Source organism: Chitinivibrionales bacterium (assembly GCA_014728215.1).
Lineage (GTDB): Bacteria > Fibrobacterota > Chitinivibrionia > Chitinivibrionales > WJKA01 > WJKA01.
Map to the genome: position 1 here is coordinate 15,321 of WJLZ01000187.1, position 26,913 is coordinate 42,233.

Genomic DNA, 26,913 nt, shown 5'->3' on the forward strand with positions numbered 1-26,913 from the left:
CCGGGGGCGTACGAACCCGGGAGGGTACGAATGCAGAGCCATAGGGGCGGATTATTCCGGAAATTCATCTTTTCTCTAAAAGATGCATATGTCTCTTTACTCTGGTTTGACAGGAATATTATAATCTAGTATATATACAACATATATGGTGTTTTCCTTGGATCGTGACGACATTTAGGGTCGAACAATAGAGTTCAGTCTGGAAAGTGGGGGCCTGCCTTGAAAACTATTGCATCCGCAATAAAAATTTATCGAGTTATCGTTCTGGTTTTACTGGTTGTGGGAATTCAAACCTCGTATGCATTTATGACTGTTGATGCAACCAGTAATGCAGGGGTACTCTACGAAGATGTAAAATTCGGATGGAACCATACTATTGGGAATGGAGTCAATCGGCTGCTTGTTTTCAGCATATCGGGCGCACAGTGGGATAACAATAACACAAATGCCGCTCGAATTGACAGTATCAAATTTAACAACAAAAAGGCAATCTATGCGGCATCATCCTATTATGGGACAAATTCTTTATGTTCACAGATATGGTATATGCTCGAGGATTCTCTTCCTGCCGCCGGAACCTATCGATGTTCGGTGTTTTTTAAGGGAGAATTTGATCCCGGTTCCGCGGGGGCAATTTCCTTTTTTGGCGCCGCCCAGCAAGCCCCTGAAGCGGAAGATTCAACAACACTGACATCCGGGACAAACATTTTAACTGATGTTACGACGATAACCGACGGGGCATGGCTGGTTGATGCCCTCTTTGTCAACGGAGGGGATGATCCCGCTCCAACTGAATCGGGACAACAGGAAATGTGGGATATTACTAATTGGGGAATATATCACAGTGCGGCAAGTAGACGGCAAATCGGTACCGCGGGAAACGCGGGCATGGGATGGACTTCAGCCCCCGCTTCTCAGAACGGATGGGCGCATGTCGTCTGTGCATTCGCTCCCGATAATTCTCCGGGCGGCACAATCACTATCCAGGACAACAACGGGTATACAAACGACAATACCCCCCTTATTACCGTAGTTCATGCTAACGCAAACCAGATGGCCATAACACTCGACACCAATTCATACTCCTTCATACCTGTGGCATCGACTTATAACGGCATTACCTTTACTTCCGAAGGTAAAAACATTGTCTGGACGAAATTTACCGATGGTTCCAATCCATCGGCATGGGTCAAAGACTCCACAATCTACGATATCACCCCACCGACATCAGCGATAATAACAAGCGGTTCATTTATCCCCGACACATGGCATCCTCATGATTCTGTTAAAGGAACAATGTCCGACGGTTCGGGGGAAGTAGCCGGGGGGGACTCGGTAAAAATCACCATCAAGGCACCGGGGACAGGGAATCGTTACTGGGACGGCTCAGCCTGGTTGTCAACCGAAACATGGTTGAAAGCGACCCTCGCAAGCGGGGTCTGGTCCTATGAAATCGATACAGCGTCACTCAATGAGGGAGGCTCGGGAACATATACCATATCCTCCCTGGCCTATGATAAAGCGGGAAATGTGCAATCATCTTCCGGAACCGGTTCCTTTTCCTACGACGCCCCCGGACCGGAAAATCCTTCCATTAGTGTCGAGGATGGAAACGGGTATTCGAATACAACTACGATTAGCTGCCATCTTTCGGCAGACCAGGCTACCGGGGTGAAGGTCCTTGAAGGCTCCAACAGTCAAAATCCTCCTGCCGGCGGGTCGTATGTCGCTTTTTCCGATCCTCAACTCCAGAACGTGACTGTCGGCTCGACCGGTGGATGGAAATATCTCTGGTCACGATTCAGGGATTCTCAGGGATATGAATCCTACTGGGTTGTGGACAGTACATTCTATGACGGTACCCCGCCCAATTCCGATATCTCAACCACCGGCGGTTTCAATGCTTCATCCTGGGGTGATTCGATTAAGGGAAGTGCCACCGACGCCGCTCCGCAATCCGGGATAGCTTCGGTCAAAATCAGTATTTTCAACCAGTCCACCAGTCAGAACTGGAACGGCAGTGGATGGCAATTTGCAGAAGGGGATACGATCTGGCTGTCTGTCACAGGCACAACTTCGTGGGAATACGAACTCCTCGACGCCGGTCTTGTCGACGGTACCTGTCTTATTCAGTCCCGGGCCGAAGATAATGCGGGGAATCTGCAGATCGTGCTCGATACCACCTATATCACCTATGACAACACGCCGCCCTCGGGATCAGTAACAATTTCCGACAACAACGGCTATACCAACGACGCCGACCCGCCCCTGACTATTACGTCATCGAATGCAGACAACATGCGGCTTGCTTTCGGCGCCGATACCACTACGTGGAAAGTGTATGCCACCCCCGACAGTATCCCTGTTGCGGCCGGGGGAGACGGTCCGGTGAGTGTGTATGCGCAGTTCAAGGATGCCGTAGGAAATGTTTCCGGATGGGTGAGTGATAATACAATCTACGACGGCGCCGATCCGCAATCGGCTATTACCACGACGAGTACCTACAACAGCGGCGCCTGGCCCGGAGCGGTATCGGGCACTGCAGCCGATTCGACCTCGGGTGTGGAACAGGTGCTGGTCCAGGTCGAGCGGGTTTCACCGCCTGGGTACTGGACCGGTTCGGGGTGGGGGAGCGCCGGTTTTCTCTCGGCAACACTTACTTTCGGAGCCGCAAATTCATGGAACTGGTCGCTGAATATTCCTGTGGGCAGTTTGAGTAACGGTCAGTACAATATCACGTGTAAAGCAGTCGACTCATCGGGCAACGAGCAGGCCACAGCCACCGCGGCATCCTTTGCCTATGACAGCAGTGGTCCGGCGGGCGCTCAGATTGCGATTATCGACAGCAGCGGCTTCACCGCCGATCCAACGCCGCCCCTGTCGCTCTATGCTACCGATGTTGTCGAAATGAGAATCGGCCTGGCGGCAAGCGATACTATCTCCTGGAAAAACTACAGCACCACCGACAGTATCGATATCTCGGGCGTGGGATCGGGCAATGGTGCGCGAATCTATGTGCAGTACCGCGATGCCAACGATAACCGCTCAATATGGATCAGTGATTCCACCACCTATGATATCACTCCGCCTTCAGCAATAATAACCACGGCCGGAACATTCAACAGCACGAGCTGGAGCGGACGAATCCAGGGGTCTTCCTCGGATAATGCAGCGGGTGTTTCGCTCATTGAAGTAAGCATTCAGAGCCAGCTGAATTCCACCTGGTGGGACGGTTCCGCCTGGACCGCATCCGCCACTCCCATATGGCTTCCTGCAACCGGCGCCGGTTCCTGGTATTACCCCCTTGCCGCATCTAATCTCACCGACGGTGTTTTTTCGGTCTGGGCCCGGGGGATCGACCGGGTCGGTAACCTGCAGAGTTCTCTTGCCGCGGGAGACATTACCTATGACAATACCCCTCCCCTTAATCCGGAAATTCTGATTACCGATCAGAACGGCTATACCCGCGATACAGACCCTTATCTGCGGCTGACTGCAAGCGGCGCCGACAGCATGCGGATCGCTCTGTCACAGAATCCTCTTGCAGTGTGGAAACCCTGGAATTCGGCAGACAGCATTACCATTTCTTCGGGCGGTGACGGGGCAAAAATTATCTACGCCCAGTTCAAGGACAGCGTGGGGAATGTGGGGGCCTGGGCGAGCGACACGACAACATTTGATATTACCCCGCCTACAAGTCTGGTGATCACTCCTGCTCCCGCTTCAGTGATGAACCCTTCGGCATGGATCGATACGGTAAAAGGAACAGCTTCCGATCCGACTGCAGGAATACAATCGGTGCGTATCAGCATACAAAGCAGGGTGAGTGGACGATTCTGGAATGGTAATGCGTGGGTTGACGGCGATTCGTTATGGCTTTCTGCAACCGGTACGGTGTCATGGCACTATCCAATAAATGATAATCAGTTCACCGATACCGCCTATACTGTGGCTTCACGGGCGGTCGACAGCGCAGGTAATGTCCAGCAGATCCCTGCGAAAAATCATTTCCTCTTCTATCAGCCGCCGGTTGCAGGGTTCGATGCTCGGGGGAGCGCACTGAGGGCAACGGCGGTTCAATTTACCGATACTTCAAAGGGCGCCATTACCGGATATCTGTGGGATTTCGGTGATGGTAATACGTCAACAGAGCAGAATCCGACTCATGTTTATCAGACGGCCGGGTCCTATCTTGTCGGGCTTATCGTTGATGGCCCCGGGGGAAAGGATACCGCTTTTCTGACCGATTCACTTCTTGTGTATGAAGAAGACCAGAATCCGATCAGGCTTGATGGACAGTATATCAATGATACGACCGTAGCATTATCATTTGAAGGCCATTCGGATATAAGTACATCTCTCTTCGAACCCCCCTCTGCCGATTCGATCCAGTTGTGGATCCGGCCAAATGCTCTTCCCACCGATCAGAATTTGGGAACTCAACTTACGAAATACAGTGTATCTAACCTGCAAAACAGGGGAGATCCTGCTTTCGATACGGTTACTGTCCCGCAACTCGCGTCCGGCGATACGGCATACGGATTTATGACATCAGTGGAATGGATACACGGTCATCCCTCAGGGTTCAGATCGATCAACGGTGATCTTGTTGTAATGGAAGACACAACCCGGCCGGTTAATGATCTGATTATGACCGGCACCTATCTGGGAGGGGACTCGATCCGGCTGACTCTCGACAGCATATCGAGCATCGACACACAGTATGTTGCTCGAATCGGCATATGGTATGGTCTTTCCCAGACCGGAGATTTTTCAGATACTTCATCCACCCGGTGGTATGATGTTTCGACCATTATAGCCGGAACCGTTGCCGATACCTGGTCGGTTACTCTTTCCGACCCGCTTTTTGCCGGTGAATCCAGAACCCTTTATGTACGGGCTGTTCTGGAAGGAAAGAATCTTCTGTACAGCGAGGATAGTGCAAAGGCCGACTTTACGGTTGGCAATCCCCGGCCCGACAATCCGGTCGTGCTGCGGGCCACGGCGCTCAATTCGGAAACAATCCGGCTTTCGTGGAGTGAAATCTCCGGTGTCGACAGTATTAAAATATGGTACGGCACGCAGGAGATCCCCGAAGACCCGCCCGGAGCCCTCACGCTGATGACTCTGGTTCCCGGTGCTACCGATACCGTTGATACCGCCGAAGGGCTCAATGCCAATACCCGCTACCGGTTCGGCCTCCAGATACGTAAAAACGGCCTCTGGTCTCTTGTCACGCAGAATTCATCGGCAACCGATTCGACTCCTGCCGCTGATACGGGAAGTATTGTCAATTCCATCGATATCGTCGATGCCCGGTTCGATACTTCGGTCAACCAGATCATTATCACCTGGCGAGTCGATCATTACGACAATATCGACCGGCGTTATGGGATACATCTGGATACCAGCTTCTGCAGCCTCGATACCCCGGCGGTCTGGCTCCCGGTCACTGATACATTCAATGTCGATTCGATTGAATTTAACCATGATGAGCTTGTGTTCGATGCTCTTTACTGTATCTCGATGTGGCTCAAGCGGAGTGGCGGGGCGCCCTCCCTTCCCACCGATTCATCCAGAAAAACCCTGGAGACGCCGTCATATACATGGCAAAGCGTGACCTATTTCACCCGGGACACGGTCAAACTGTTCAACCGGAATGTCCGCCTGTGGAAAGACAGTACCTATACGATTCCGCCCACGACTGATATTATTTATAATTATTCACCCGACACTGCGCTTCTGAAGGGTCTCGATCCGGTGGGAGTGGGGATGTATTTCAAAAACCCGCAGCCGTCCCAGCCTTTCTATCTGGGATTTGCCTATGATTCGATACCATCGGGGTATACAGCCGGCGATATCCGCTTATACCGCTTTATCGGTACAGAATATGTGGTGGAACGGAATACGGTACTGGATACATCCCTCGATCTGATTTACATAAAAACCAACGCACTCTATTCCAACGACCTGAAAATCCCCCTTATTCCCATGATCGATACGGCCTCGCCCGAGATTACTTTTGAGAGTGAAACCACAACGGTTGTCGATATGGCGGTACAGAGCACGATATCGGATACTTTTATTCTCGGCGACAACGTGGGGAATGCCCGGTGGCGGCTCTACTATGCAAAGGGCGGGGAATCGATCGACAAACCCGCTCCGGATAGTTCGGGAATCCTGAGTTCGACTTCCGATACGATCGTGAGTTTCATTGACAGCCGGGGGACCGAAGACAACGGCATGCGGATTCTGCTTGTTGTCGATGACGGTGTTCATGTGGATACGGTTAATCTTTCGCGGCAGACAGTCCGTCCCCTGTCCGATCCGCTCGCCACCGAGGCCATGGAATGGTATCCCGTGCATACCACCGCCACGCCGGAAAGTGCATCGGTAGCTTTCATGATGAGAAACACCGTGCAATCGGGAGCATCATGGTCCTACAACAGGAAGCGGGCCCGGATATTCAGGTGGTTCCCCTGCGAGGATAATCGATACGATAACGAGAAATGGATTGAATATTCGGATAAATACGATTCACTGGGTTATTTTGACTGCCTTCCGGGACGTCTGATCTGGATAAAAACAAAGGAAAATGAATCGGTAGATTTCGGAAAAGCCGTAACGCTTTCGCTCAAAGACACCTTCAACCTCGAGCTTCCTCCCAACGAATGGACCGATTGTGCGATACCATTCAAGTTTGACATGCGGATCAGTGATATCCTTGCGGCCACCGGTTCCCGGGCCGACAGCTGTGAATTCTACCGTTGGGAACAAGGCGGCGGCCCCGAGGGGGATATTTTCCTTTCCGAAGCTCTCTATGTTCCCGGGTTGATCGGATCGGATACCATGACCATTGTATCCGGTGATGCCGCGGGGCATACGGTGTACAACCGTGCCGATACCATGGTAACCCTGAAATTCCCACCGGTTCCTCTGAGCATGTCGACCGTTCCGCAGAGCGAAACGACCTTCCTTGCCCGCCGAAAGAAGACCAGTGAATGGCGCATACGGCTTGTGCCTCGGGTGAAAGGAATGGGGAAAATTACCTCGGTGTATTGCGGTTATTCGCCGGGGGAGGGAATGGTCACCTATTACCGGAAACCGCCGTCACACGGCAACATATCGGTGAGTATCTATGATAAAGCCGGCGGTCGGCAATACGGACACAGTCTGGTCCACCGACTGGAAGGGAACGGCGCTGTTTTCCCGCTCCTTTTCTCCAACGACTCCGAACACAAAAAGCAGATAACCGCTCACTACGAGATCCTGTCATCGACGCCGGAGAATTATCGCATTAAACTATTCGATCCTGCAACAAAAACCTGGGTAGACGACAGTGCCGACTGCAAAACCATCGTTTCGGGCGGGGCGAAGGAGTACCGCTATCTGGTTGTTGGTGACAACACGTTTCTGCAGCAGTTCAAAACCGGTTTCAAAACATGGAACCTTGCCCTGGTCAATACCTTTCCCAATCCTTTCAGAAATACCATTACGATCCTCTATTCCTTGCCCTATTCGGGCATCCGGGAACTTCATTTCAGCATATTCGATATGCTCGGACGGACTGTCTGGGACCTGAAAATCCCCTCCCGGAGCATGCGCCCCGGTCTCAACCGTATCACCTGGAACGGCCTCAACCGCACCGGCGACAAAATCGCCTCAGGCACATACATGCTCCGCATGACCGCTGTCGACAACAAACAGGAAACGCGGTTGTTCAAGCGAAGGTTGACCTATGTGAAATAGGGCGAGGGGCAGGGACGAGGTCACGAGCGCACGAGTGGAGTAAAAAACCGTCCTCTTACGCTCGTGACTTCTTACGCTCGTGACTTCGTGCGCTCGTGACCTCAAATTCCACTTGCATACTGTTCAAATGTACAGTATATTATAGGAGTGAGCATTCTTTCATTTCACAAGGGAGTTTTATGCGAGATCTTACCCCCGAACAGCATCGTGTTCTTTCGTTTGTGATCCACAGCCAGAAGAATCGTGGTGCGCCGCCCACCGTTCGTGAGATTGCCGAGAAACTTGGGTATAAGAGTATCAACAGTGCCCGCCAGCACCTTCGGTTGATCGAGAAAAAGGGGTATATCCGGAGCATTCCCGGCAAAGCCCGGGGGATCGAGATTGTGGTGGGATTCGAGATGGAGAAAGACGATTCCGGGCTCCGGGTACCCATGGTCGGGCGGGTTGCGGCCGGCAAACCGATTACCGCGGTGGAGAATCTCGACGGTTATGTTACGCTCGACCGGACAATTTTCCGTGGTGAAGGGCTTTTTACCCTCCGTATCAGCGGGGACAGCATGAAAGATATCGGTATTATGGATGGTGATATCGTGATAGTCCGTCAGCAGTCTATGGTGGAAAACAACGAAGTCGCGGTGGTGATTATCGATGGCGATGCCACGCTCAAGCGCTTTATCCGCCACAACGACCACATAATTCTCCGCGCCGAAAACCCGGCCTATGGGGATATGATCGTTTTTGATGATAAGGATGTGTGGGTCGTGGGGAAATTGGTGGGGGTTATGAGGAGATGTTGAGCGTACGCTCGTAAAATGAACATACACAAACAACCAACCACTCTCCAAAAACTCCACCTCCTCTCGCAGGATTCTCAATATGATTTATCCTGTGCTTGTGGAAGCAACGACAAGGAGCGCCGTCACCGGTCGGGGGATGATCGGTGGGTGTATCCGGCGGCATTGCCGGGGAGCGGGGAGAAGCGATTTCTTTTCAAGACCCTGATCTCCAATGTGTGCAGTAACGACTGCAAGTACTGCCCGATCAGGAGTGAGCGTGATGTTCCCCGGTGCAGTTTACGTCCCGAGGAGGTGGCGTCAGTGTTTATGGACTACTATACCCGGAAAAAAGTGATGGGTATTTTTCTCAGCAGCGGCGTGATCGGCACGCCGGACAGCACCATGGACCGGATCACGGCGATAGCGAGGATTTTACGGAAAAAGCACAAATTCAAAGGGTATATGCACCTGAAAATCATTCCCGGCGCATCGGATGGCGCCATCGAAGAGGCGGTTTCGCTGGCCGGTATGGTTTCGATCAATATCGAAACGCCCGGTGAAAATCATTTCAGGCTTTTGAGCGGCCGAAAAGACTATTTCAATGATGTAATTCGCCCGTTGAAATATATCAGTAAACTAACGGGTAAAGGAATGAAATACAGCCGGGTGAAACAGACTACCCAGTTTGTTGTGGGTGCGGCCGATGAAACCGACAGGGATATTGTCCGGTATGCTGGCGGGTTGTACAACAAACTGAAACTCAACCGTATCTACTTCAGCGCCTATCAGCGGGGTGCCGGCACCGCCGACCTTCCGGGAGAGCATTCACTGCAGAGCAATGCAGACCTCCTGACCCGGGAGCACCGCCTGTACCAGACCGATTTCCTCATGCGGAAATACCGTTTTGCTCCCGAGGATATCCCGCTGGACAGACAAGGGTATCTGGCCCTCGACATAGATCCCAAAGAACATTGGGCCCGGTGCCATCCGGAATTTTTCCCGATCAATCTCAACCGGGCAAACAAGTACGATCTGCTCCGGGTACCGGGGATAGGCCATATAACAGTAAACACCATTCTTTCTATGAGAAAGGAGGGGAGAAGAATCAGGAGATTGGAAGATATCGGAAGAGTCGGAAAACGGCTTGAAAAAGCGAGAGGGTATCTGTGTGTGTGAAGGGCGGAGCCCGGGGGGCTGGGCTATCAGGAAAAGCATTTTCCAAGCTGGGTTTTAGCATGGTCCCGACCGGGGGAGGGAATAGACCCCCAGGCCCTAAGCATCACAAATAATTCGATTTGTGACAACGATACTCATTCTTACTAAGCATGAAACAACAAATACTCATAGGAACAAGCGGTTACTCCTACAAGGAGTGGGTTGGCCCGGTGTATCCGCCGGGGACCGCGCCGAAGGATTTTCTGGAGCTGTACAGCGGAATGTTTCCGCTGGCCGAGCTCAATTTTTCCTATTACCGTCAACCGGACCAGCGGACCATGGGGCGAATGGCCCATATGACGGGTGATGATTTCACTTTTGTGGTGAAAGGGCATAAGAGTCTGACCCATGAGATCAAGAATTTCAGGGAAGACGCCGCCGTGTTCAAGCATGGGATTGGGCCCCTGACCGAAGCGGGGAAACTTGGTGCGGTATTACTTCAGTTCCCCTACAGTTTCCATTATGTTCCCCGGTCGCGGAAATATCTCGATGCACTCTGTGCCGAATTCGAGCATATTCCCCTTGCCGTGGAGTTTCGCAACAGTGAATGGCAGAACGATTCGGTCTATAACGGGCTCAAAAAACGGAATGTCGCGCTGGTGAGTGTTGATGAACCCGATTTACCCAAACTGCTCAAGCCGACCGAGATCACCACCGCAGATTTTGCCTATGTCCGTTTTCATGGAAGAAACCAACAGAACTGGTGGACCGGCGACAATGTCTCCCGGTACGACTACCTGTACAGCGATGATGAACTCATGGAGTGGGTCCCCAGGATCCAGACCATGGCTGCAACGGCCCACAGGGTAATGGTGGCATTTAACAACCACTCCAAAGGCCAGGCAGCTCAGAACGCGAAGCGGTTGAAGGAGATGCTTGAGGGGTGAGTGTACGAGCGTACGGGTTCACGAGCGCACGAACGCACGTGGGAAGCAAAAATCGTCCTCTTACGCTCGTCACTTCGTGAACTCGTAACTTCGTATACTCATGCGCAACATTCTGCACATCAACATAGTGAATTTCTACACCGCGGTAGCCCGGGCGCTTAATCCGCGGCTGGAATCCTGGCCGGTGGCGGTGGTCTCGGCGGGGGCAACCCGGCGGGTGGTGCTGGATTTTTCCTCGGAGGCCCGGGAGGCGGGGCTCTATCGGGGGATGCTTCTGGATGAAGCCCGGCGCCGGTGCCCGGACCTTCGCATACTCAACCCCACGCCGTCGATATACGACCGGGCCTATGCCGCCCTGACCGGCGAGGCTTCCCGTCTTTCACCCCAGGTGGAAACCGCCGGGCCGGGACATCTCTTTGTGGATCTCACCGGAACCCGGCGGCTCTTTGGCGGAGCGGTCGATGTCGGCTATCGGCTGAAACAGACGATCGAAAACAAATACCGCCTTCCATGCACAGCCGGCCTGGCAGGGAGCAAACTGGTCAGCAAGGTCGCCACCCGGGTGATCAAACCGGTCGGGCTCTGCTCGGTTGTTCATGGGTGTGAAGATGAATTTATGGCCCCCCTGCCTATTACCTTTCTGCCGGGAATCGATCATAAGGTAATCCGGCAACTTATTCAGTTTAATTTAAACATAATCAGCGACTTGCATGTGTTGCAGCCCCGGGAACTGTCAAAGGCCCTGGGTGATATCGCCTCCACGGTCCAGCGCCTTTCCCACGGGATCGATTCCACCCCGGTCCGGAAACTGAAAGACCCGGCACCATCACTACAAGAACAGGCAAGCCTGAAACAACAGTCCAACGATCTGGAGTATATCAAATCCGAGCTTTTCAATCTCGTTGTACGGGCCGGAGTCAGACTTCGACAGCAGGGGATAGCTACCCGGAAAATTGTGCTTGTAATCACCTACAAAGACAACTCCCGGAGCCGGCGCACAACATCCCTTCACACCCCGATCAACGGTGATTTGAGCATTTTCGACTGCTGTCGCACCATGCTGAATTTGTCGTACAAGCGGCGGATATGTCTCACCGAGATGAGTATCCAACTGCAACAGCTCTCTTCTCCCTATGGCCAGCTCGACCTCTTTGTCGACAACGAACAGGAAAATCAACTCATGAACGCCCTCGATAAAATCAGGGGTAAATTCGGCATCAATTCGGTGAAGTTTTATGGGAAACAGATTGGAATGATGGAATGAGGGGAGAAGATTTGAGAACAGGTCGAAACCAACGACCGCTGGTCGCTGACTGCTGAGAACAAGTCCGGAAATTAAAACTGAACCACTGCTGGAGCGTCGCGAAAGTCCCGCCCAGCGGGAAACCCTTGTATAACGATCATGGCACCGCTCCTCGCAACAACCACTCACTACTCCATCCTCAGGGGGGTGCATACTCCCGAGGCGCTCTGCGTATATGCAAAAAAGAACGGTTACTCATCGATTGCCCTCACCGACCGGAACAATCTCTATGCGCTTCCATTGTTTCTGGATCTCTGCGAAAAACATGGTCTTAAGCCGATTATCGGGGCCGAGCTTTATCACGATGGAGTAAGTGCTCTGGTGTATGCTCACGGTAACCGGGGGTATTCCAATCTCTGCAGGATAATAACACATAAGCATTGCAGTAAGTCGTTCGATCTTGCGGGAGAGCTTAAAGCTCATTTTTCAGGGCTCACTATGGCGACCCGGGATACCTCTCTGCTTATGGAGCTCCACCGGAAACTCCCGGTATATTACCGGATTACCTCGCTCAAGCGGCTTCCTGAAGCTGTTCGTGGGTGCGGCATTCCGGCGCTGATCGTTCCGTGGGCTGCATTTATTACCCCGGAAGATTATGCGCTCCACCGGCTTCTTCGTGCAATCGACAACAATACGTCCCTTTCCCGGCTTCCTGAAGAGGATTGTATTCCCGAAAATGCCGTGATTGTTCCCTGGGAAGAGCTGAGGGCCCGTTTTGCGGTTTTCGAAGACGCTGTTGCGGCTACAGAACATTTTGCCGGGTCGCTGATTTCAAAGACCGATTTCGGCGCACCGATCATGCCGGAATTCAACAGCGATGAACCGCCGCCGGAGCTTCTTCGGAGAAAAGCCTATGAAGGAGCCCATTACCGATATCCCGAGCTGACCCGTAAAATTACCGACCGCCTCGAATACGAACTCGGTGTTATCGAAAAAAAGAGATATGTATCATACTTTCTTGTGGTTGATGATATCGTTAAGCAGTCGCCCCGTACCTGCGGCAGGGGGTCGGGGGCAGCGAGCCTGGTCGCCTACTGTCTCGGCATAACTAATGTCGATCCAATACGTTACAATCTTATGTTCGAGCGGTTTATCAGCCCGGAGCGCAAAGATCCACCCGATATCGACGTCGATTTTGCATGGGATGAGCGGGATGATGTTTTAGATTATGTTTTTGAAAAATATACCGGCAAACACGCAGCCATGGTTGCGACCCATCAGACCTTCGGTCCCCGAATGGCACTCCGTGAGACTGCCCGGGTCTACGGCATGACCGAATCCGAGATCAGTACGGTTACCGGAAAAATTCCTTTCTTGGCAATGGCGGCGCCCATGGGGTATGAAATTGAAGAGGTTTTTCGGCTGCATCCGAAACTGAGAGACATTCCCCTCGACCCTCCCTGGCCGGAGATAATAAGGATTGCACAGCGGCTTTTGAAAATGCCCCGGGGGATCGGGACCCACTGCGGCGGGGTTATTATCACTCCCATGGAAATCGCCTCGGTAGCGCCGGTACAGATATCCGCCAAAGGATATCCGATTATTCAGTGGGAAAAGGACGGCGCCGAGCGCATGGGACTGGTTAAAATCGATCTTCTGGGCAACCGCTCTCTTGCGGTGATCAGGGATACCCTGGCCAACCTGAAACAGGAAAAAATTTCGATTAATGAACAGGCCTGGGAACCGGCCCATGATCCCTCAACACAACGCCTTCTGGCCCGGGGAAAATCGATCGGGGTCTTTTATGTGGAATCGCCCTCCATGCGCCTTCTCCAGGAGAAAACCGGGCGGGGTGATTTCGAACATCTGGTAATCCATTCATCGATAATACGCCCCGCGGCAAACAAGTGGATCAATGAGTATATCGACCGTCTGAAAGGCAAACCCTGGAAACAGATTATCCCTCCACTGAGCGAGCTTCTCAAAGATTCCTACGGCATACTCGTGTATGAAGAGGACGTTACCCGGGTGGCGATGGCGGTAGCGGGGTTTTCCTATGAGCATGCCGATAAACTCAGGAAACTGGTGACCCGCCAGAAAAGTGAAGAGGCGGTTGCCCGGTATCAGCGGGCCTTTTTTGAAGGGGTAAAACAAAAAAGAATACTCCTGGACCATGGGAAACAGATCTGGGAGATGATCCTCCATTTCGGCGGGTATTCGTTCTGTAAGCCCCATTCGGCGAGCTATTGTCGGATATCGTACCAGTCTGCCTGGCTCAAAGCCCATTATCCTGCGCCGTTCATGGCTGCAGTGATGAGCAATTATGGAGGATTTTATACAACCCAGGCTTATATCAGCGAATCACAGCGGCTGGGGATACACGTGTATCCTCCGGATGTGAACGCCAGTGAAGACCGTTTTATTGCCCGGGGCAATTCGATCAGCGTAGGGCTCTGCCAGATCAAAGGACTGTCATCCACAGCAAAGGAACGTATTCTTAACCGGCGGCACGAGGGCCGATTGTTTAGGAATGTTAATGATTTCCTTGAACGATGTTCCATTGATGAAAGCGATGCCGAGCACCTGGTTAAAGCCGGTGCTCTCGACAGTTTGTCACCAAAACACAACCGCCCGCAGATATTCTGGCAGATGCGCTGTTTTTATCGCAGTTTCAATGAAGAAAAGAGTGTGCCGCGGTTCAGATCATTTTCACGACTTCAACTTTTACGCTTTGAGTATGGCGCATCGGGCTTTCTCACCGCCTGTCATCCGATTCAACTGGTAAGTCACAGGAGAATTCCTAATACTATTAAAATCAGTATGATAAATAAATCGAAGGTTAACCGATTCGTTGTTTTTTCCGGATGGTGCGTGACATCAAAGACTGTGGCCACGAAATCCGGTGAATCCATGCAGTTTGTGACCTTTGAAGATGAGACCGGGATCTGTGAAACGGTGTTGTTTCCCGATGCCTACACTATTTTTGTGCGTTATCTTACGTGGCAGGAGGCGTTTTGGGTGAGGGGGAAAGTGGTTGATGACCATGGGGCGATAATCGTTGAGGTTCGTTCAATTGCACCGCTGAAGGAATAAAAAAAACGGATGCCATAAAAAGCATCCGTTTTTTCTATAGAAATTGGAGCCTTTCAACTCTTCCGGCACTCAGAGGTCTTGGGGAAGCTATGAGTGAACAGAAAGCACACAAGGGAGGTGCATCAGAGTTTTAAGGCACTTTACATTAAAATGTATCGGAGATTTTATTTGGGCACTTTAATCTTTTTTTGAAATTAAATACTAAATATTTGAACCGGAGTACGAAGCTGGACGACTATCAGGTTGTTTGAGCGGTTAAAAAGCTGAAATATCTTTAGTTACTTAAAAAGCATGGTTTTGTTTATGAAAACAAAAGACAGCTCTCTGATGCATTATCTGGCTGAAATCGGCAAAGAAAAAAATCTCAGTTCCAGTGAAGAAGCTCTTCTTTCATCGGAAATACGAAAGGGCAATCACGAGGCCCTGACCGAGATGATTGTGGCCAATCTCCGTTTTGTGGTGAGTGTTGCAAAAACATACAAGCATCAGGGGCTTCCGCTCAGTGATCTTGTGAGTGAAGGCAATATCGGGTTGATTCGTGCGGCAGGGCTTTTTGATGAATCCCGTAACGTACGGTTCATTTCCTTTGCTGTCTGGAGAATCCGCCAGGCAATCCTTCGTGCCCTTGCCGATCAGTCACGCATTGTCAGGGTACCGGCTCAGCGGGTATATGTAGTATACAAAATAGGCCGGGCAGTCAAAAAGCTCGAGCAGAAGCTTGCGCGATATCCCGATATTGATGAAATTGCCGATGAAACCGGCATGACTGGTGATGAGATAAAAGAAGTGCTCCATCTTATCGAAAAGCATCTTTCCCTTGAAGCGCCGGTTGATATGCAGGAAGATACCACGCTTTTTGATATTTTATACGATGAAAATCAGGAACTTCCAGATGAAAATCTTGAAGAATCAGATTTAAAGGAAAACATCCGGAAGGCTCTTGGAGCATTGAGCAAACGGGAGCAGGAAGTGCTCAGGCTCTACTTCGGCCTCGAAGAACATCAGCGCTACACCCTGGGTGAAATTGGCAAAAGATTCAATCTTACCTGTGAACGGGCACGTCAGATAAAAGAACGGGCACTTCTGCGGGTACGGCGCTCCAGTTACGGCAAAACCCTTAAAGCCTATATCGCCTGAACGGCAAAACCAACCTATCGATTGAATGCTCAGGCCGAGCTTACTTCGGAAAGATAATTCCGGAGCGTTTCGACATTGCCGATAAGGTTCTGCTCGGGGTTGGTGAAAAGTTTATAGAGATCCACATTGAAGACTTCCCAGGCGCCCTGAAGAATTTCGCCTTCAAGTTGCCCAGCGCCCCATCCGGAATATCCTAAAAAGAGGCGGGTAGCGTTTTCATCGGTATCCAGGATCTCTTCAAGCGTACTCCATTCGCCTCCCAGAAAAACACGAGGAGCAATTTCCAGGGAATGTTGCCGGGGATTATCGGTGATTTGCAGCAGTTGGAGTTCTTCCTGACGGACCGGGCCGCCGATATAAATTTTTCTTTTACAATCCCTCAGGGGGACATCAACCGAAAAGACCTCACAGAGCGGCATGTGGGATGGTCTGTTGACCACAAAGCCAAAAGCCCCATCATCATTATGGGCACAGATGAGAACAATCGATGATTCAAAATTGGGGTCGCGCAGCCGTTCTTCAGAAAGAAGAATGCAGCCGCTTTTCAGGCGTTTTAGCCGCTGTTTTGCAATGTCGTCAAAATATTCGCCTAATGAAGGTTCCATAAACACTCTTATTGGTAGAGATTTTATGCGCTTTCCTTTAAAAATAATACGTGCAGCCCGGCGATGTAGCAAATGAGAGTATAAACTAATGCTGCAAAAAGCCGGGGCTCTCCTGCCGTCGGCAACAGCCAATTGGAAAAGTATCTACCCTACATTGCCTGACCTTTGCCCACAATCAAAATAGTTGCGAAAATAATTGAATAATTCTTTGCATTTGTTTATATTCTCAAATCATTATACATGATACGATTATTAAACAAATTTTTTTTATATTCTTTTATAAGGTTGAGAGGAGGAGTTATGAACCCCGTCAAATCCCTGGTGATTGTGGTTGCGAGCCTGTCCTTTATTGTATCCGCACAGCATAACGGACTCGATACGATCCAGGCAGAAGCTGCCGATACCCTTGTGGGTGTCATAGGACCTCCTGCTTATCCCACCAAAGTCACCAGTTTTATCGACTCTAATTACGCAAAATACACCGGTGTCGATTTTGGTACCGAAAGTGTCAACTCCATAACGGCAAACGCCGTGTGTGTCGATAATTATTGCGGAAAAGATCTTGTTTTTATTATCGACACGTTCGACAGCACCGGGATTATCGGAAAGTTGCGGGTAACGGATAATATGAGCGAATTTAAACTCTTTTCCGGTATGCTTGATACGGCAATCACCGGTGTGCACGATCTCTACATAACAAACTATAACACCGGCGGCGGAGGAATCGCCATCGACTGGTTCATGTTCGGCGCCAACAACATTGATGCTCAAACGACAATTCAGGCAGAATCCTTTACAGAAAAATCCGAAGGCGCCACTGTTTATCCCGAAACAATCCTGAATAATATGAAAGAGGGCAATTGGGCCAAATATTCCTTTGTCGACCTGGGAACGACTGCTCCCGAATCGGTTTCAGTGTTTGCTGCCGGATACTACGGGGGTAGTTTTGCCGCCACATCCCAGGACCTCTTTGTTTATGCAGGAAGTCACGATTCGACCGTTGGAACTCAAATCGCAAAAGTAACCATCGGCAGTGGTGAATATCAAGTCTACAGCGCAGCCCTTGATACACCACTTACCGGTGTGCACGACCTTTATCTGGTTGCCTATGTTTCAAATGGAGTCAATATTCTTGTCGACTGGTTCACCTTCGCTTCTCCCTCCTCAATAGTCGATACTCGCCATGATATCGTCTCACAAAAAACCATGATTCCTTATGCAATTATTCAGAATACGTCTTCACTGATTATCGACCCCAATCTTGCAGGGGAGTACACGGTTTCCCTTGTCCGTCCAAACGGCAGTGTTGTTATGAAAGAGCATTTTACCGGTAAATCACAAATTCCTCTGGGCAATCTTGCCGATGGTGCTTATACGCTTATACTGCAAACGGAAAACCGCACCCACCGCAGGAATATTGTTATCGGAAGATAACGCCGGTTTTTATCGAAAACTCAAGGCATGCGTCTCTTATTCGCATGCCTTTTTTATATCTTGTCATTAAATAAGTATTCCCGAAATCCCAGAGTACCCGCAATAGGAAAATTATGCCTCCCGCCGGAAAAAATGGGCACATTCTTCAGGTAATACGCTCCTTACACTAAACTTTGTAATCCTTTTAAAAACAATCGCTTGAGATTATTTATCAAACAGGCATGATATATGCATACAATTTTAAGTGCAGCGATGGAGGATTTTTCAGGAATCGATTATTTGCAGTTCAATCCGAAGGAAACAATATGCTACAAGGCCTTTATCTCGCATCTCAAAGTATGACAACACTCATGCAGAAGCAGGATCAGATTGCCAATAACCTTGCCAATATCAATACCACCGGGTACAAGCAGAGCGGCCTGTTTACCAGGGCATACCAGAAATATCTTGCCGACGATCAGTTGCGTCCTTTTGCAAATCGTGAAATCAAATCCGATGAGGTCTATATCGATTATTCGGAAGGGCGGCAGATCAAAACCGGTAATCCGCTCGATTTTTCGATCAAGGGCTCGGGGTGTTTCACTGTCATGACCGACCAGGGGATAGCCTATACCCGCAATGGAAATTTTTCGGTCGATAAGAATGGTCTGCTTATCACCAGTGACGGCTCCAAAGTTATGGGAAAGGGTGGGTATATTCGAATCGACAGCGAACTTCCGGCGGTAACAGTCACCGAAACGGGAGAAATTCTTCAGGGCAATGAGAGCAAAGGCGAGCTCCGGATCGCAGATTTTAACAAGCCCTACAAAATGCTCCGCTATGGAAACGGCTGTTTTGTACCAAAAAAGCCCGATGAAAAGGTTGTCGAATCACCCGGCTATGCAATTCAACAGGGGGTTCTGGAAGGTTCGAATGTTAATATAATTAAAAATATGGCTCAGATGATTGCTGCTCACAGAAATTTTGAAGCAGATCAGCGTGCAGTGTTTGCGCAGAATGAATCACTGGGCAAGGCGGTTAATGAAGTCGGAAGAGTGCAGTAACAGACAGGGCATTCTTTAGTTTAACAATTTTTTGAAGCGAGGGATTCGTTATGCTTCGTTCGATGTACACAGCAGCTACAGGGATGGAATGCCAGCAACTCTATATGGATACAATTTCTCACAATCTGGCCAACGTAAATACATCGGGATTCAAACGTCAGAAGATCGAGTTTCACGATCTCATGTATCAGACGCTACGTGAACCGGGTGTCCGCAACTTTGAAGGAAGCATGTCTCCCGCAGGAATTGAAGTCGGCCTTGGGGTAAAAACAGCAGCGACAAACCGTATCTTTGAGCAAGGCTCGATAAACGCCACCTCAAATCAGATGGATCTGGCGGTTGAAGGTGAGGGGTTTTATCAGGTCATGCTCCCGGATGGCGGCGTTGGATATACCCGTGACGGTTCTTTCAAGCTTTCATCCGACGGCAGTCTGGTGACATCAAGCGGGTTCTATCTCGAACCCCAGATCGTTATTCCCGAAGGCGCTCAGGAATTCTCTGTCAGCCCAGAAGGACGAGTAAGCGTAATTCTTCCGGGTGAAGATACTTCGACGGAGATTGGTCAGATCGAACTGGCCCGGTTTATAAATCCCTCGGGACTTAAAGCAATTGGCGGCAACCTTTTTGCCGAAACAGAAGCGTCGGGTGTGCCCATTGTCGGCTTGCCCGGAGAGTTGAATATGGGACATGTCAAGCAGGGAGCTATTGAAGCTTCAAATGTGCAGATTGTCGAAGAAATGGTAAATATGATAAACGCTCAAAGGGCCTTCGAGATTGTCTCAAAGTCGATTCAGGTCTCAGAAGAAATGCTTCAGGTCACCAACAATCTCAAGAGATAATTCATGACTGTTCGGGGAGCATTGTTACTTTCCTTGGTTTGCTTTTGCCTGAGTACCGAATCCTGGTCCGGGCAACGAGTTACTCTCCGTTTTTATGATTCGGTGATGGTTTCGGGAACAAAAATCACCTGTGGAGATGCTGCGGTTATTGTCGCCGATAATCGGGAAACAGCAAACAAGCTGAAACAGACCGTTATCGGTGAATCTGCTCCTCCGGGCTACAGCAGATATCTGAACCCGGCAGATATTGTCAAATACAAGATTTCACCAGTCTGGCCTTCACTCGATTTTATCCTGCCCGCGTCACGAAGGATCCGTGTGTTTACCGATTGTGTGGAAAAGAGAATTACCGACTTTGAAAAAGAAATTGCCGGTTTCATTAAAAAGTCTACACGATGGAATGAAAAGGATTATACGCTCGAGATCCATAATCCCGACCATAAATTCAGGCTCTATCCCGGCCCCTGGTCGGTCTCATTTGATAAACTCGAAACGTTCTATCCCAAAGGACCGCTACGGCTAACAATGCTTATCGAGCAAGCTCATACAACACGCGTTTCTGTTGGCTGCAAAATCAATGTGGAAACTGCTGTTGTGACGGCAAAGGAAAATGTCCGGAGAGGTGAAGAGCTTGGGAGCCACAACTGCGAAATTATAAAGCAGGACATCACCGGCTACCGGTATTTCTGTTATTCTGATCTGAATGCAATTTCCGGCAAAACAGCATCCCGGTCTCTCTCACAGGGAACGATTATCAACGACAAAAACTGTGAATCTGTCCCTGCGATAAAAAAAGGTGATCTGGTATCGATTGTGCTGTCCGAGGGAGCGGTTTCGGTTTCTGTTGATGGCCGGGCTCGTGAAGACGGCTACGTGGGTGATAGGATATGGGTCCAAAATATCGGATCCAATCGGTTGTTACGCGTTGAAATCCTCACCGAAAACAAGGTGGGACTTATTCGAAAAGGGGAGAAGAATATATGATGTCACGCTTTAGAAAAACTGCTACATTTCTTTTAATTGCAGCATGTTATCTTTGCAGGGCAAATTCTATTTACAGTCTCTACACCGATCATCGGGCAATGAAAGTCGATGATATTCTGACGGTTATCATTGTGGAGGAAGCGAAAGCCGGGAGTCAGAGCGGGACAAAAACAAGCAAGTCAAATTCTGTTGGCGCCCAGAGCAATGGTGGTTCGGGGCTTTTAGATTTTTTACCCTCTTTCGGAACATCCGCGGGAACCAATGTCGACTATGACGGCAAGGGCGGGACCACGCGTCAGGGAAGTCTGGTTGCAAAGATATCGGCCCGGGTTACCAAGGTGCTTGATAATGGCAATCTTGTCATTGACGGCAGCAAGGTTGTGGAAATTAACAACGAAAAAGAAATCATCAAGCTGTCGGGAATTATTCGTCCTCAGGATATCGAAACCGATAATATCATTTATTCTTATAATGTTGCCGATGCGAAGATAAATTATTCCGGCAAAGGGGTAAACACGACCGCCAGGCGTCCCGGATTGATCGCCCGATTTTTCAACTGGATATTCTAATCTATAGAAAGAGAAAGAGATATGAAAAGCTCTTTTTTCACTGTACCGGCGTTGTTATGCATTCTGATGGTAGTTCCCGGGCTCATCAACGGCCAGCAACGAGTAAGGGTAAAAGATGTTTCTGTTGTTGATGGTCTCGAGGATTTGCAGCTCTACGGGTATGGCCTGGTTGTCGGTCTCAACGGCACCGGAGATCGTCAGCAGACAATATTTACCAACCAGACAGTCATTAATATGCTGAAAAACATGGGGATAGAGCTTCCGGACAAATACATGCGGCTTCGGAATGTGGCAGCAGTGATCGTCACCGGGACATTGAAACCCTTTCTGAAACGGGGCACCCGGTTTGATATCACGGTATCATCGCTCGGTGATGCTACCAGTTTGGAGGGGGGAACCCTTATCATGACGCCGCTTCTTGGCCCTGATGGTGTCATTTATGCTTCAGCCCAGGGGCCACTGGCCACCGGTGGATACGATGTCCGCAACAGGGGACTGGTGCATGTCAAGAAAAATCATACACTTGTTGGGCGGATCCCCGACGGCGCCCTTGTTCAACGCCAATATGAACTGGAACCGCTCCGGGCCGCTGAAATATCGATTTCACTGAATACACCAGATTTTTCCTCAGCTTCAGCCATGGCAAAGGCGATCAATGCCCGGTTTGAAGAGACCACAAATTCGAATATCGCCAAAGCTGTTGACGCCGCAACCGTGGCGCTCGATTACAGCCTGATCACTCGAGATACCATTCGAAACAAGATGAATCTCGTTGAATTTATTTCAGCTGTGGAAAATGTCGAATTCGGTGTTTCCTCTCACGCCCGGGTAGTAGTCAATGAACGGACCGGTACAATTGTGGCCGGTTCAGCAGTAAAAATCTCAGAAATCGCTGTCACCCATGGGTCGATTAAAGTGGAAATCGTGAATAAGCCCGAAGTTGTTCAGCCGCAACCCTTTTCGATGGGACAGACAGCCATTATTCCCGAACCGGAAGTCGTTGTTGATGAAAAGGATGCCGAACTGGTGGTTTTAGACGGCACGACGACAGTCTCCGACTTGGCCCATGCCCTTAATTCACTGGGCGTTGCACCCCGTGATGTCATCTCGATTTTTCAGGCAATCAAACAGGCCGGCGCGCTGCATGGAGAGCTGATAATTTTGTAAAAGATGAGAAAAAGGACAAAGGTCGAAAGCTTCTACCTATAAAAATAACAAGCGCTTGTGAATGCGTATGTTTTGGAGTCGTCCTCCTTTTTGCACTCGGCTTCGGCACGAAGGTATCCCCTTGAGGAGGGTAAACCGGTTATTGCAATTTTCTCGGTGAATTCCCAGGGAAAGTTAGCGCATTTTCGATGAAATACTGTTTTTTCGCTCCCATCGGGGGCATATTCGCCGCAAAAGAGTCGAATCTCTTCGGGCTTGCCAAACTCATAAGTGCTTTTCATTACAAGGTATAATGAGCTGTAATCGAGCTTCGTTTCGTTGTTGGAAATGAGGGTGTCCTTTTCATCGGGTGAACTTCCGAGCCCAAGATAGGGGCCGTTGGTAACAAAGGTTCGCCCTTCTTTGATAGCGTTAACCAGCTCCAGGGTGGAGACAACTTTTCCGTATGTGCCTGTTTTAGCATAGCCTAAGTACCGTTCGAACATCTCTTTTACCAGAAGAAAGGGGATTCCAAGATACCGGTACCGGTTAAAATCGCCGTGGGCATCATTGCCGGCGATCAACGGAATTCTTAATCCCTGCTGTAATTTTTTTATCCATAAGGCTTTAGACCGTTCCCATGACACGGTAAACCCGGTATTGACTCCCTGTATACCGTCGAGATTCGCCTCTAAATCTTCAGAATTCCATATGCCCCGATGGAGAAAGATCTTTTGGAGTCGCCCCGGCTTCGCCCCGATATGCGCAGCAACTGCCGCACCGTTCTGATCATGAATAGCGTTCACGGCTTCATGTATCGATAATTCTTTTGTATGCAAAACGTTACGGCGGGCCCCGTCGCTGGAGCCGGGAATAAAATCGGAAAGGCCCAGGCCGCAAAGATGGACTACGTTCTTTCTTGAATTCAGGCATGAAATCTCTTCACCTAAAACAATGAGTGTTTTAAACTTACGCGTTTTGATTTCCCTGGAGAGTTCGCTCCATCGCTGCAAGGCTGGATCCTGCTCCAGATAATTATCCATCCTGCAGGCAATATCATAGGAATGATCGGTAATTCCAATAAAATCAATGCCCGAAGCATGGCCGAGCCTGTCGATTGCGGCAACCGGCGGTCCGAATTCAACATGACTCTGAGAAAACTGAGAATGGACATGGAGATCTCCATAGGAACAGTTGTCAGAACCGGGCAGGGGAGTGTCGGATACCCGGCAAATGAGCGGTGTTTTTGATGAAGTTATAAGATTATCATTAATAACCGGATAGGTTCTTTTTCTTTTCCCTTTCCGGACTTCGGCTTTGCCGTTGACATAAATGGTGGTGTTTTTCAGGCGACTCCGTGGAATTTCAAAGAGATAGACCTTGCTTCTCCAGGACATCGGGTGGTCGATCAGGTGGTTGCCGGGACTTTCAAATTTAACCGTAAACGGCCTTTCCGATTTGCTTGAGACACTGAGTGTAACTTCGGTAATATCAACAGGAAAGCGATCAATATCATTGATCAGCAACATGACCGGAAGGTCGTGGCCCGGATCGAGCCGTGCTGGCATATCGAACAGTATTTCCGGCGATCTTCTATAAAGAAAGTTAGGAAAAAACCTGAAAAACCGGAAATGGGTCTCGGCATAGAGAAAGAGAAAGGGCACAAAGGGTAGTGTACTTTCCGGCCCGGGCAATTGAAGGAGTTCTGGGATCATTGGCCTCGAGATTCAACCATTGTTTTTCTTTCTACGGATGTTCCTCAACGATTATAGAATATATTTTATGGTGGCATAGAACAATAATGATAAACGTAAGCGAAGGGTACTCAAATGAGTTATAATGTACGGGATTTTGGTGCTGTCGGTGACGGCATGGTGTGCGATCAAAAGGCGCTTCAAACCGCCATGGACAGGGCGTCGGAGGATGGCGGCGGGACAGTTGTTGTTCCCGGCGGCATGTATAAATCGGGTATGCTGCGCCTTCGCTCAAATATCACCCTTCACTTAGAATCCGGTGCGCGAATAGAGGCGGATGACAACCAGTCGCTGTATCCGGTTTTAGGGCCGACCCCCTTTGGAAACCTTCCCGGGCACATACAGGCACTCCTGTATGCCGCGGAGGTTGAGAATGTTTCCATTACCGGTCAGGGAACGATCGACGGTAACGGCAACAGTGAGTTGTGGGGGGAGATGTCCAAAGATGCAACATTTCGCCCGGCATTGGTCTTTTTCGATTCATGCCGAAACGTAACGTTCACCAATGTCAGCCTGTTCTATTCTCAATACTGGACTCTTCATCTCAAGCATTGTACCGATGTTGTTCTTTCGGGCCTCAGAATCACCTCTCATCCACGGAGGATTAACGCCGACGGAATCGATCCTGACGGCTGCAGAAATGTCTGTATCAGCGATTGCATTGTGGATACCGGTGATGACAGCCTGGTGTTTAAGAGCACCGAGGGTGAGCCGTGTGAAAACATCACCGTTTCCAACTGCATACTCCGCTCGAGTTGCCAGGCCATCAAATTCGGCACCGAAAGCAAGGGGCCGATCCGAAATATCACAATTTCGAACTGCATAATCAGAGACTCGGAACGGGCGCTTACCATGTTTTTAAAAGATAATGGTCCTTACGAAAACATCATACTTTCAAATATTATTGCCGAAGCACGAAACGAGCTGCCCTTTATGATCGATATTGCCCCCCGCGATCCGGAAACATCGAACCCTCAAAGCATTCGTTCGGTATTTTTTGATACCATTCAGTTCACGGGCCCCGGAAGAATGCTTATCGAGGGGACGCCGGAAAACAGGATCGAAAATCTTTCCATTAAAAATCTTCGTTGGAATATCACTGGTGAAAAACTGGATTTATCATCCCATATAAAAACTGCCGGGACCGCCCGAGCAGCGTCGGATCCGGAGGCCGAGAATTACCTTGCCAACCCCTTTCATTTGATTGCCGTGCATGTAACGGGGTTCTCCCTCCAAAATGTTCAAATCATTGACACCAGGGCATCAGACGAAGCAGACAGGGGAATGTTTTATCTGAAAAGAGTTGATACCGGAACAATCGAAAATGTTTCTTTGAGCGCAATGCCTTCAAATATGCCCGAAAAAGAAATTCATGAATGCAGGAAACTGCAAATGAAATAAGAATGGGGGAATGGAGTATTGGGAGTTTCGGGGAGCAAGAAACATTACCTTGTTGTCACGCTGTCATCCCACCACCCCAACGCTTCTCAATTCCTGTCTCGCTCGCTGAACAGGAAATCGTAGGATGGAAGATTTTCGGGACGGTCGACATCGGCTTTAATCTTGATTAGTTTGTCGACATTATCGTGAAAGCAGTCGACCAGGTCGGGATCGAATTGCCTTCCACTGTTTTCGCGGATAATATCAACCGCCACTTCAATAGGGTAGGCGTCTTTATGAGGACGGGGTGAGGTAAGCGCATCGAAGGCGTCCATTAGCCCGACAATCCTTCCAACCAGGGGGATTTTTTTCTTTTTTAATCCAACAGGATACCCATTGCCATTCCATTGTTCATGGTGGGTAAGTGCTATCCGACGGGCATAATTCAGGATTTCCGAGTCTGAATCGGCCAGCATATTGCCGCCGGTGACCGTATGAAACCTGATTATTGCAAATTCTTCAACGGTAAGTCGCCCTTTTTTCATAAGAATTTCATTTGGGATGGCGACCTTGCCGATATCATGCATCGGTGCGGCGAGTTCGATTGCAGAAATCTCATCATTGGAAAAGCCGGCTGCACGAGCAAGTGCTCCGCTGTATTTGCTGATACGTTTGATATGGTCATAAACACTCTTATCTCTGTATTCACTTGCAACTGCAAGCTTGAATATTGTTAAGGCATAGGAAGCAGCCAGCTCGGCATTCTCTGATTTCAGCATTTCCAGTTCGCTTGTGGCACTTTTTAAAGATTTGTCGAGAATTTGGTTCTGATGAGTGAGTTCATTAATCCGGCGCCGTAATTCGAAGAGTTCATCATTTTTGTTTTTTTGAGGTGGGGGTGAAGATGATTTCGAAACGGGTGAGGTTGATGGCTTATTTTTAGGAGCCGCCTTGCGGATCGGTGTTTTCTTTGACGGGTTTTTGCGTGAAGGCATAAATCCCTACTTCATATATGGCTATTCTTTTTTTGAATCTTATCATTATGGAAGTCTGAAAGCA

The 26,913-nt window shown here is 49.6% G+C and carries 17 protein-coding genes; 14 read left to right on the forward strand and 3 right to left on the reverse strand.

The features are described 5' to 3' along the window. Positions 1–219: 219 nt before the first annotated feature. From GF401_16805 to GF401_16835, 7 genes are all read left to right on the forward strand, one after another. Positions 220–7,749 carry a PKD domain-containing protein gene (locus tag GF401_16805; protein MBD3346717.1) on the forward strand — a complete coding sequence of 2,510 codons (7,530 nt, stop codon included), beginning with the start codon at positions 220–222 and terminating at the stop codon, positions 7,747–7,749. Between the two features lie 179 nt (positions 7,750–7,928). Continuing rightward, on the forward strand, positions 7,929–8,546 hold the full coding sequence (gene lexA, locus GF401_16810; protein MBD3346718.1) for a transcriptional repressor LexA: 618 nt from the start codon (positions 7,929–7,931) through the stop codon (positions 8,544–8,546). 15 nt (positions 8,547–8,561) lie between these two features. Then, on the forward strand, positions 8,562–9,701 hold the full coding sequence (locus tag GF401_16815) for a radical SAM protein (protein MBD3346719.1): 1,140 nt from the start codon (positions 8,562–8,564) through the stop codon (positions 9,699–9,701). 149 nt (positions 9,702–9,850) lie between these two features. Beyond that, positions 9,851–10,627, forward strand: a complete 777-nt coding sequence (locus GF401_16820; protein MBD3346720.1) for a DUF72 domain-containing protein — start codon at positions 9,851–9,853, stop codon at positions 10,625–10,627. A gap of 100 nt (positions 10,628–10,727) precedes the next feature. Beyond that, positions 10,728–11,891 carry a hypothetical protein gene (locus GF401_16825; GenBank protein ID MBD3346721.1) on the forward strand — a complete coding sequence of 388 codons (1,164 nt, stop codon included), beginning with the start codon at positions 10,728–10,730 and terminating at the stop codon, positions 11,889–11,891. Positions 11,892–12,029: 138 nt separating this feature from the next. Next, entirely contained in the window at positions 12,030–14,963 is a 2,934-nt protein-coding gene (gene dnaE, locus GF401_16830) for a DNA polymerase III subunit alpha (GenBank protein MBD3346722.1), read from the forward strand. A 291-nt stretch (positions 14,964–15,254) separates the two neighbouring features. Continuing rightward, a complete protein-coding gene (locus GF401_16835; GenBank protein MBD3346723.1) occupies positions 15,255–16,100 on the forward strand; it encodes a sigma-70 family RNA polymerase sigma factor in 846 nt (281 codons plus the stop codon). A 29-nt stretch (positions 16,101–16,129) separates the two neighbouring features. Here GF401_16835 and GF401_16840 read toward each other — a convergent pair whose 3' ends face one another. Further along, positions 16,130–16,705 (reverse strand): YqgE/AlgH family protein, encoded by a 576-nt coding sequence (locus tag GF401_16840; protein MBD3346724.1) that lies wholly within the window; start codon positions 16,703–16,705, stop codon positions 16,130–16,132. 240 nt (positions 16,706–16,945) lie between these two features. Here GF401_16840 and GF401_16845 point away from each other — a divergent pair, with 240 nt between their 5' ends. The 6 genes from GF401_16845 (at position 16,946) to flgI (ending at position 22,741) form a co-directional block, all read left to right on the forward strand. Further along, positions 16,946–18,139, forward strand: a complete 1,194-nt coding sequence (locus GF401_16845) for a carbohydrate-binding protein (GenBank protein ID MBD3346725.1) — start codon at positions 16,946–16,948, stop codon at positions 18,137–18,139. A gap of 221 nt (positions 18,140–18,360) precedes the next feature. Further along, positions 18,361–19,182 (forward strand): flagellar hook-basal body complex protein, encoded by an 822-nt coding sequence (locus GF401_16850; GenBank protein ID MBD3346726.1) that lies wholly within the window; start codon positions 18,361–18,363, stop codon positions 19,180–19,182. Between the two features lie 50 nt (positions 19,183–19,232). After that, the gene (gene flgG / locus GF401_16855; protein MBD3346727.1) at positions 19,233–20,021 is read left to right on the forward strand and encodes a flagellar basal-body rod protein FlgG; all 789 of its coding nucleotides are present in this window, start codon (positions 19,233–19,235) and stop codon (positions 20,019–20,021) included. Positions 20,022–20,024: 3 nt separating this feature from the next. Continuing rightward, positions 20,025–21,005, forward strand: coding sequence for a flagellar basal body P-ring formation protein FlgA (gene flgA, locus GF401_16860; GenBank protein ID MBD3346728.1), 981 nt, complete (start codon positions 20,025–20,027; stop codon positions 21,003–21,005). Next, the gene (locus GF401_16865; GenBank protein ID MBD3346729.1) at positions 21,002–21,574 is read left to right on the forward strand and encodes a flagellar basal body L-ring protein FlgH; all 573 of its coding nucleotides are present in this window, start codon (positions 21,002–21,004) and stop codon (positions 21,572–21,574) included. Before flgA ends, GF401_16865 begins: the two co-directional genes overlap by 4 nt. A 66-nt stretch (positions 21,575–21,640) precedes the next feature. Beyond that, a complete protein-coding gene (gene flgI / locus GF401_16870; GenBank protein ID MBD3346730.1) occupies positions 21,641–22,741 on the forward strand; it encodes a flagellar basal body P-ring protein FlgI in 1,101 nt (366 codons plus the stop codon). A gap of 32 nt (positions 22,742–22,773) precedes the next feature. Here flgI and GF401_16875 read toward each other — a convergent pair whose 3' ends face one another. After that, positions 22,774–24,435 (reverse strand): hypothetical protein, encoded by a 1,662-nt coding sequence (locus GF401_16875; protein ID MBD3346731.1) that lies wholly within the window; start codon positions 24,433–24,435, stop codon positions 22,774–22,776. A gap of 114 nt (positions 24,436–24,549) precedes the next feature. On the opposite strand from GF401_16875, the gene GF401_16880 reads away from it, so the two are divergent. Next, positions 24,550–25,875 (forward strand): hypothetical protein, encoded by a 1,326-nt coding sequence (locus GF401_16880; protein MBD3346732.1) that lies wholly within the window; start codon positions 24,550–24,552, stop codon positions 25,873–25,875. 86 nt (positions 25,876–25,961) lie between these two features. On the opposite strand, the gene GF401_16885 is transcribed toward GF401_16880, so the two are convergent. After that, positions 25,962–26,849, reverse strand: a complete 888-nt coding sequence (locus GF401_16885) for an HD domain-containing protein (GenBank protein ID MBD3346733.1) — start codon at positions 26,847–26,849, stop codon at positions 25,962–25,964. Positions 26,850–26,913: the final 64 nt, after the last annotated feature.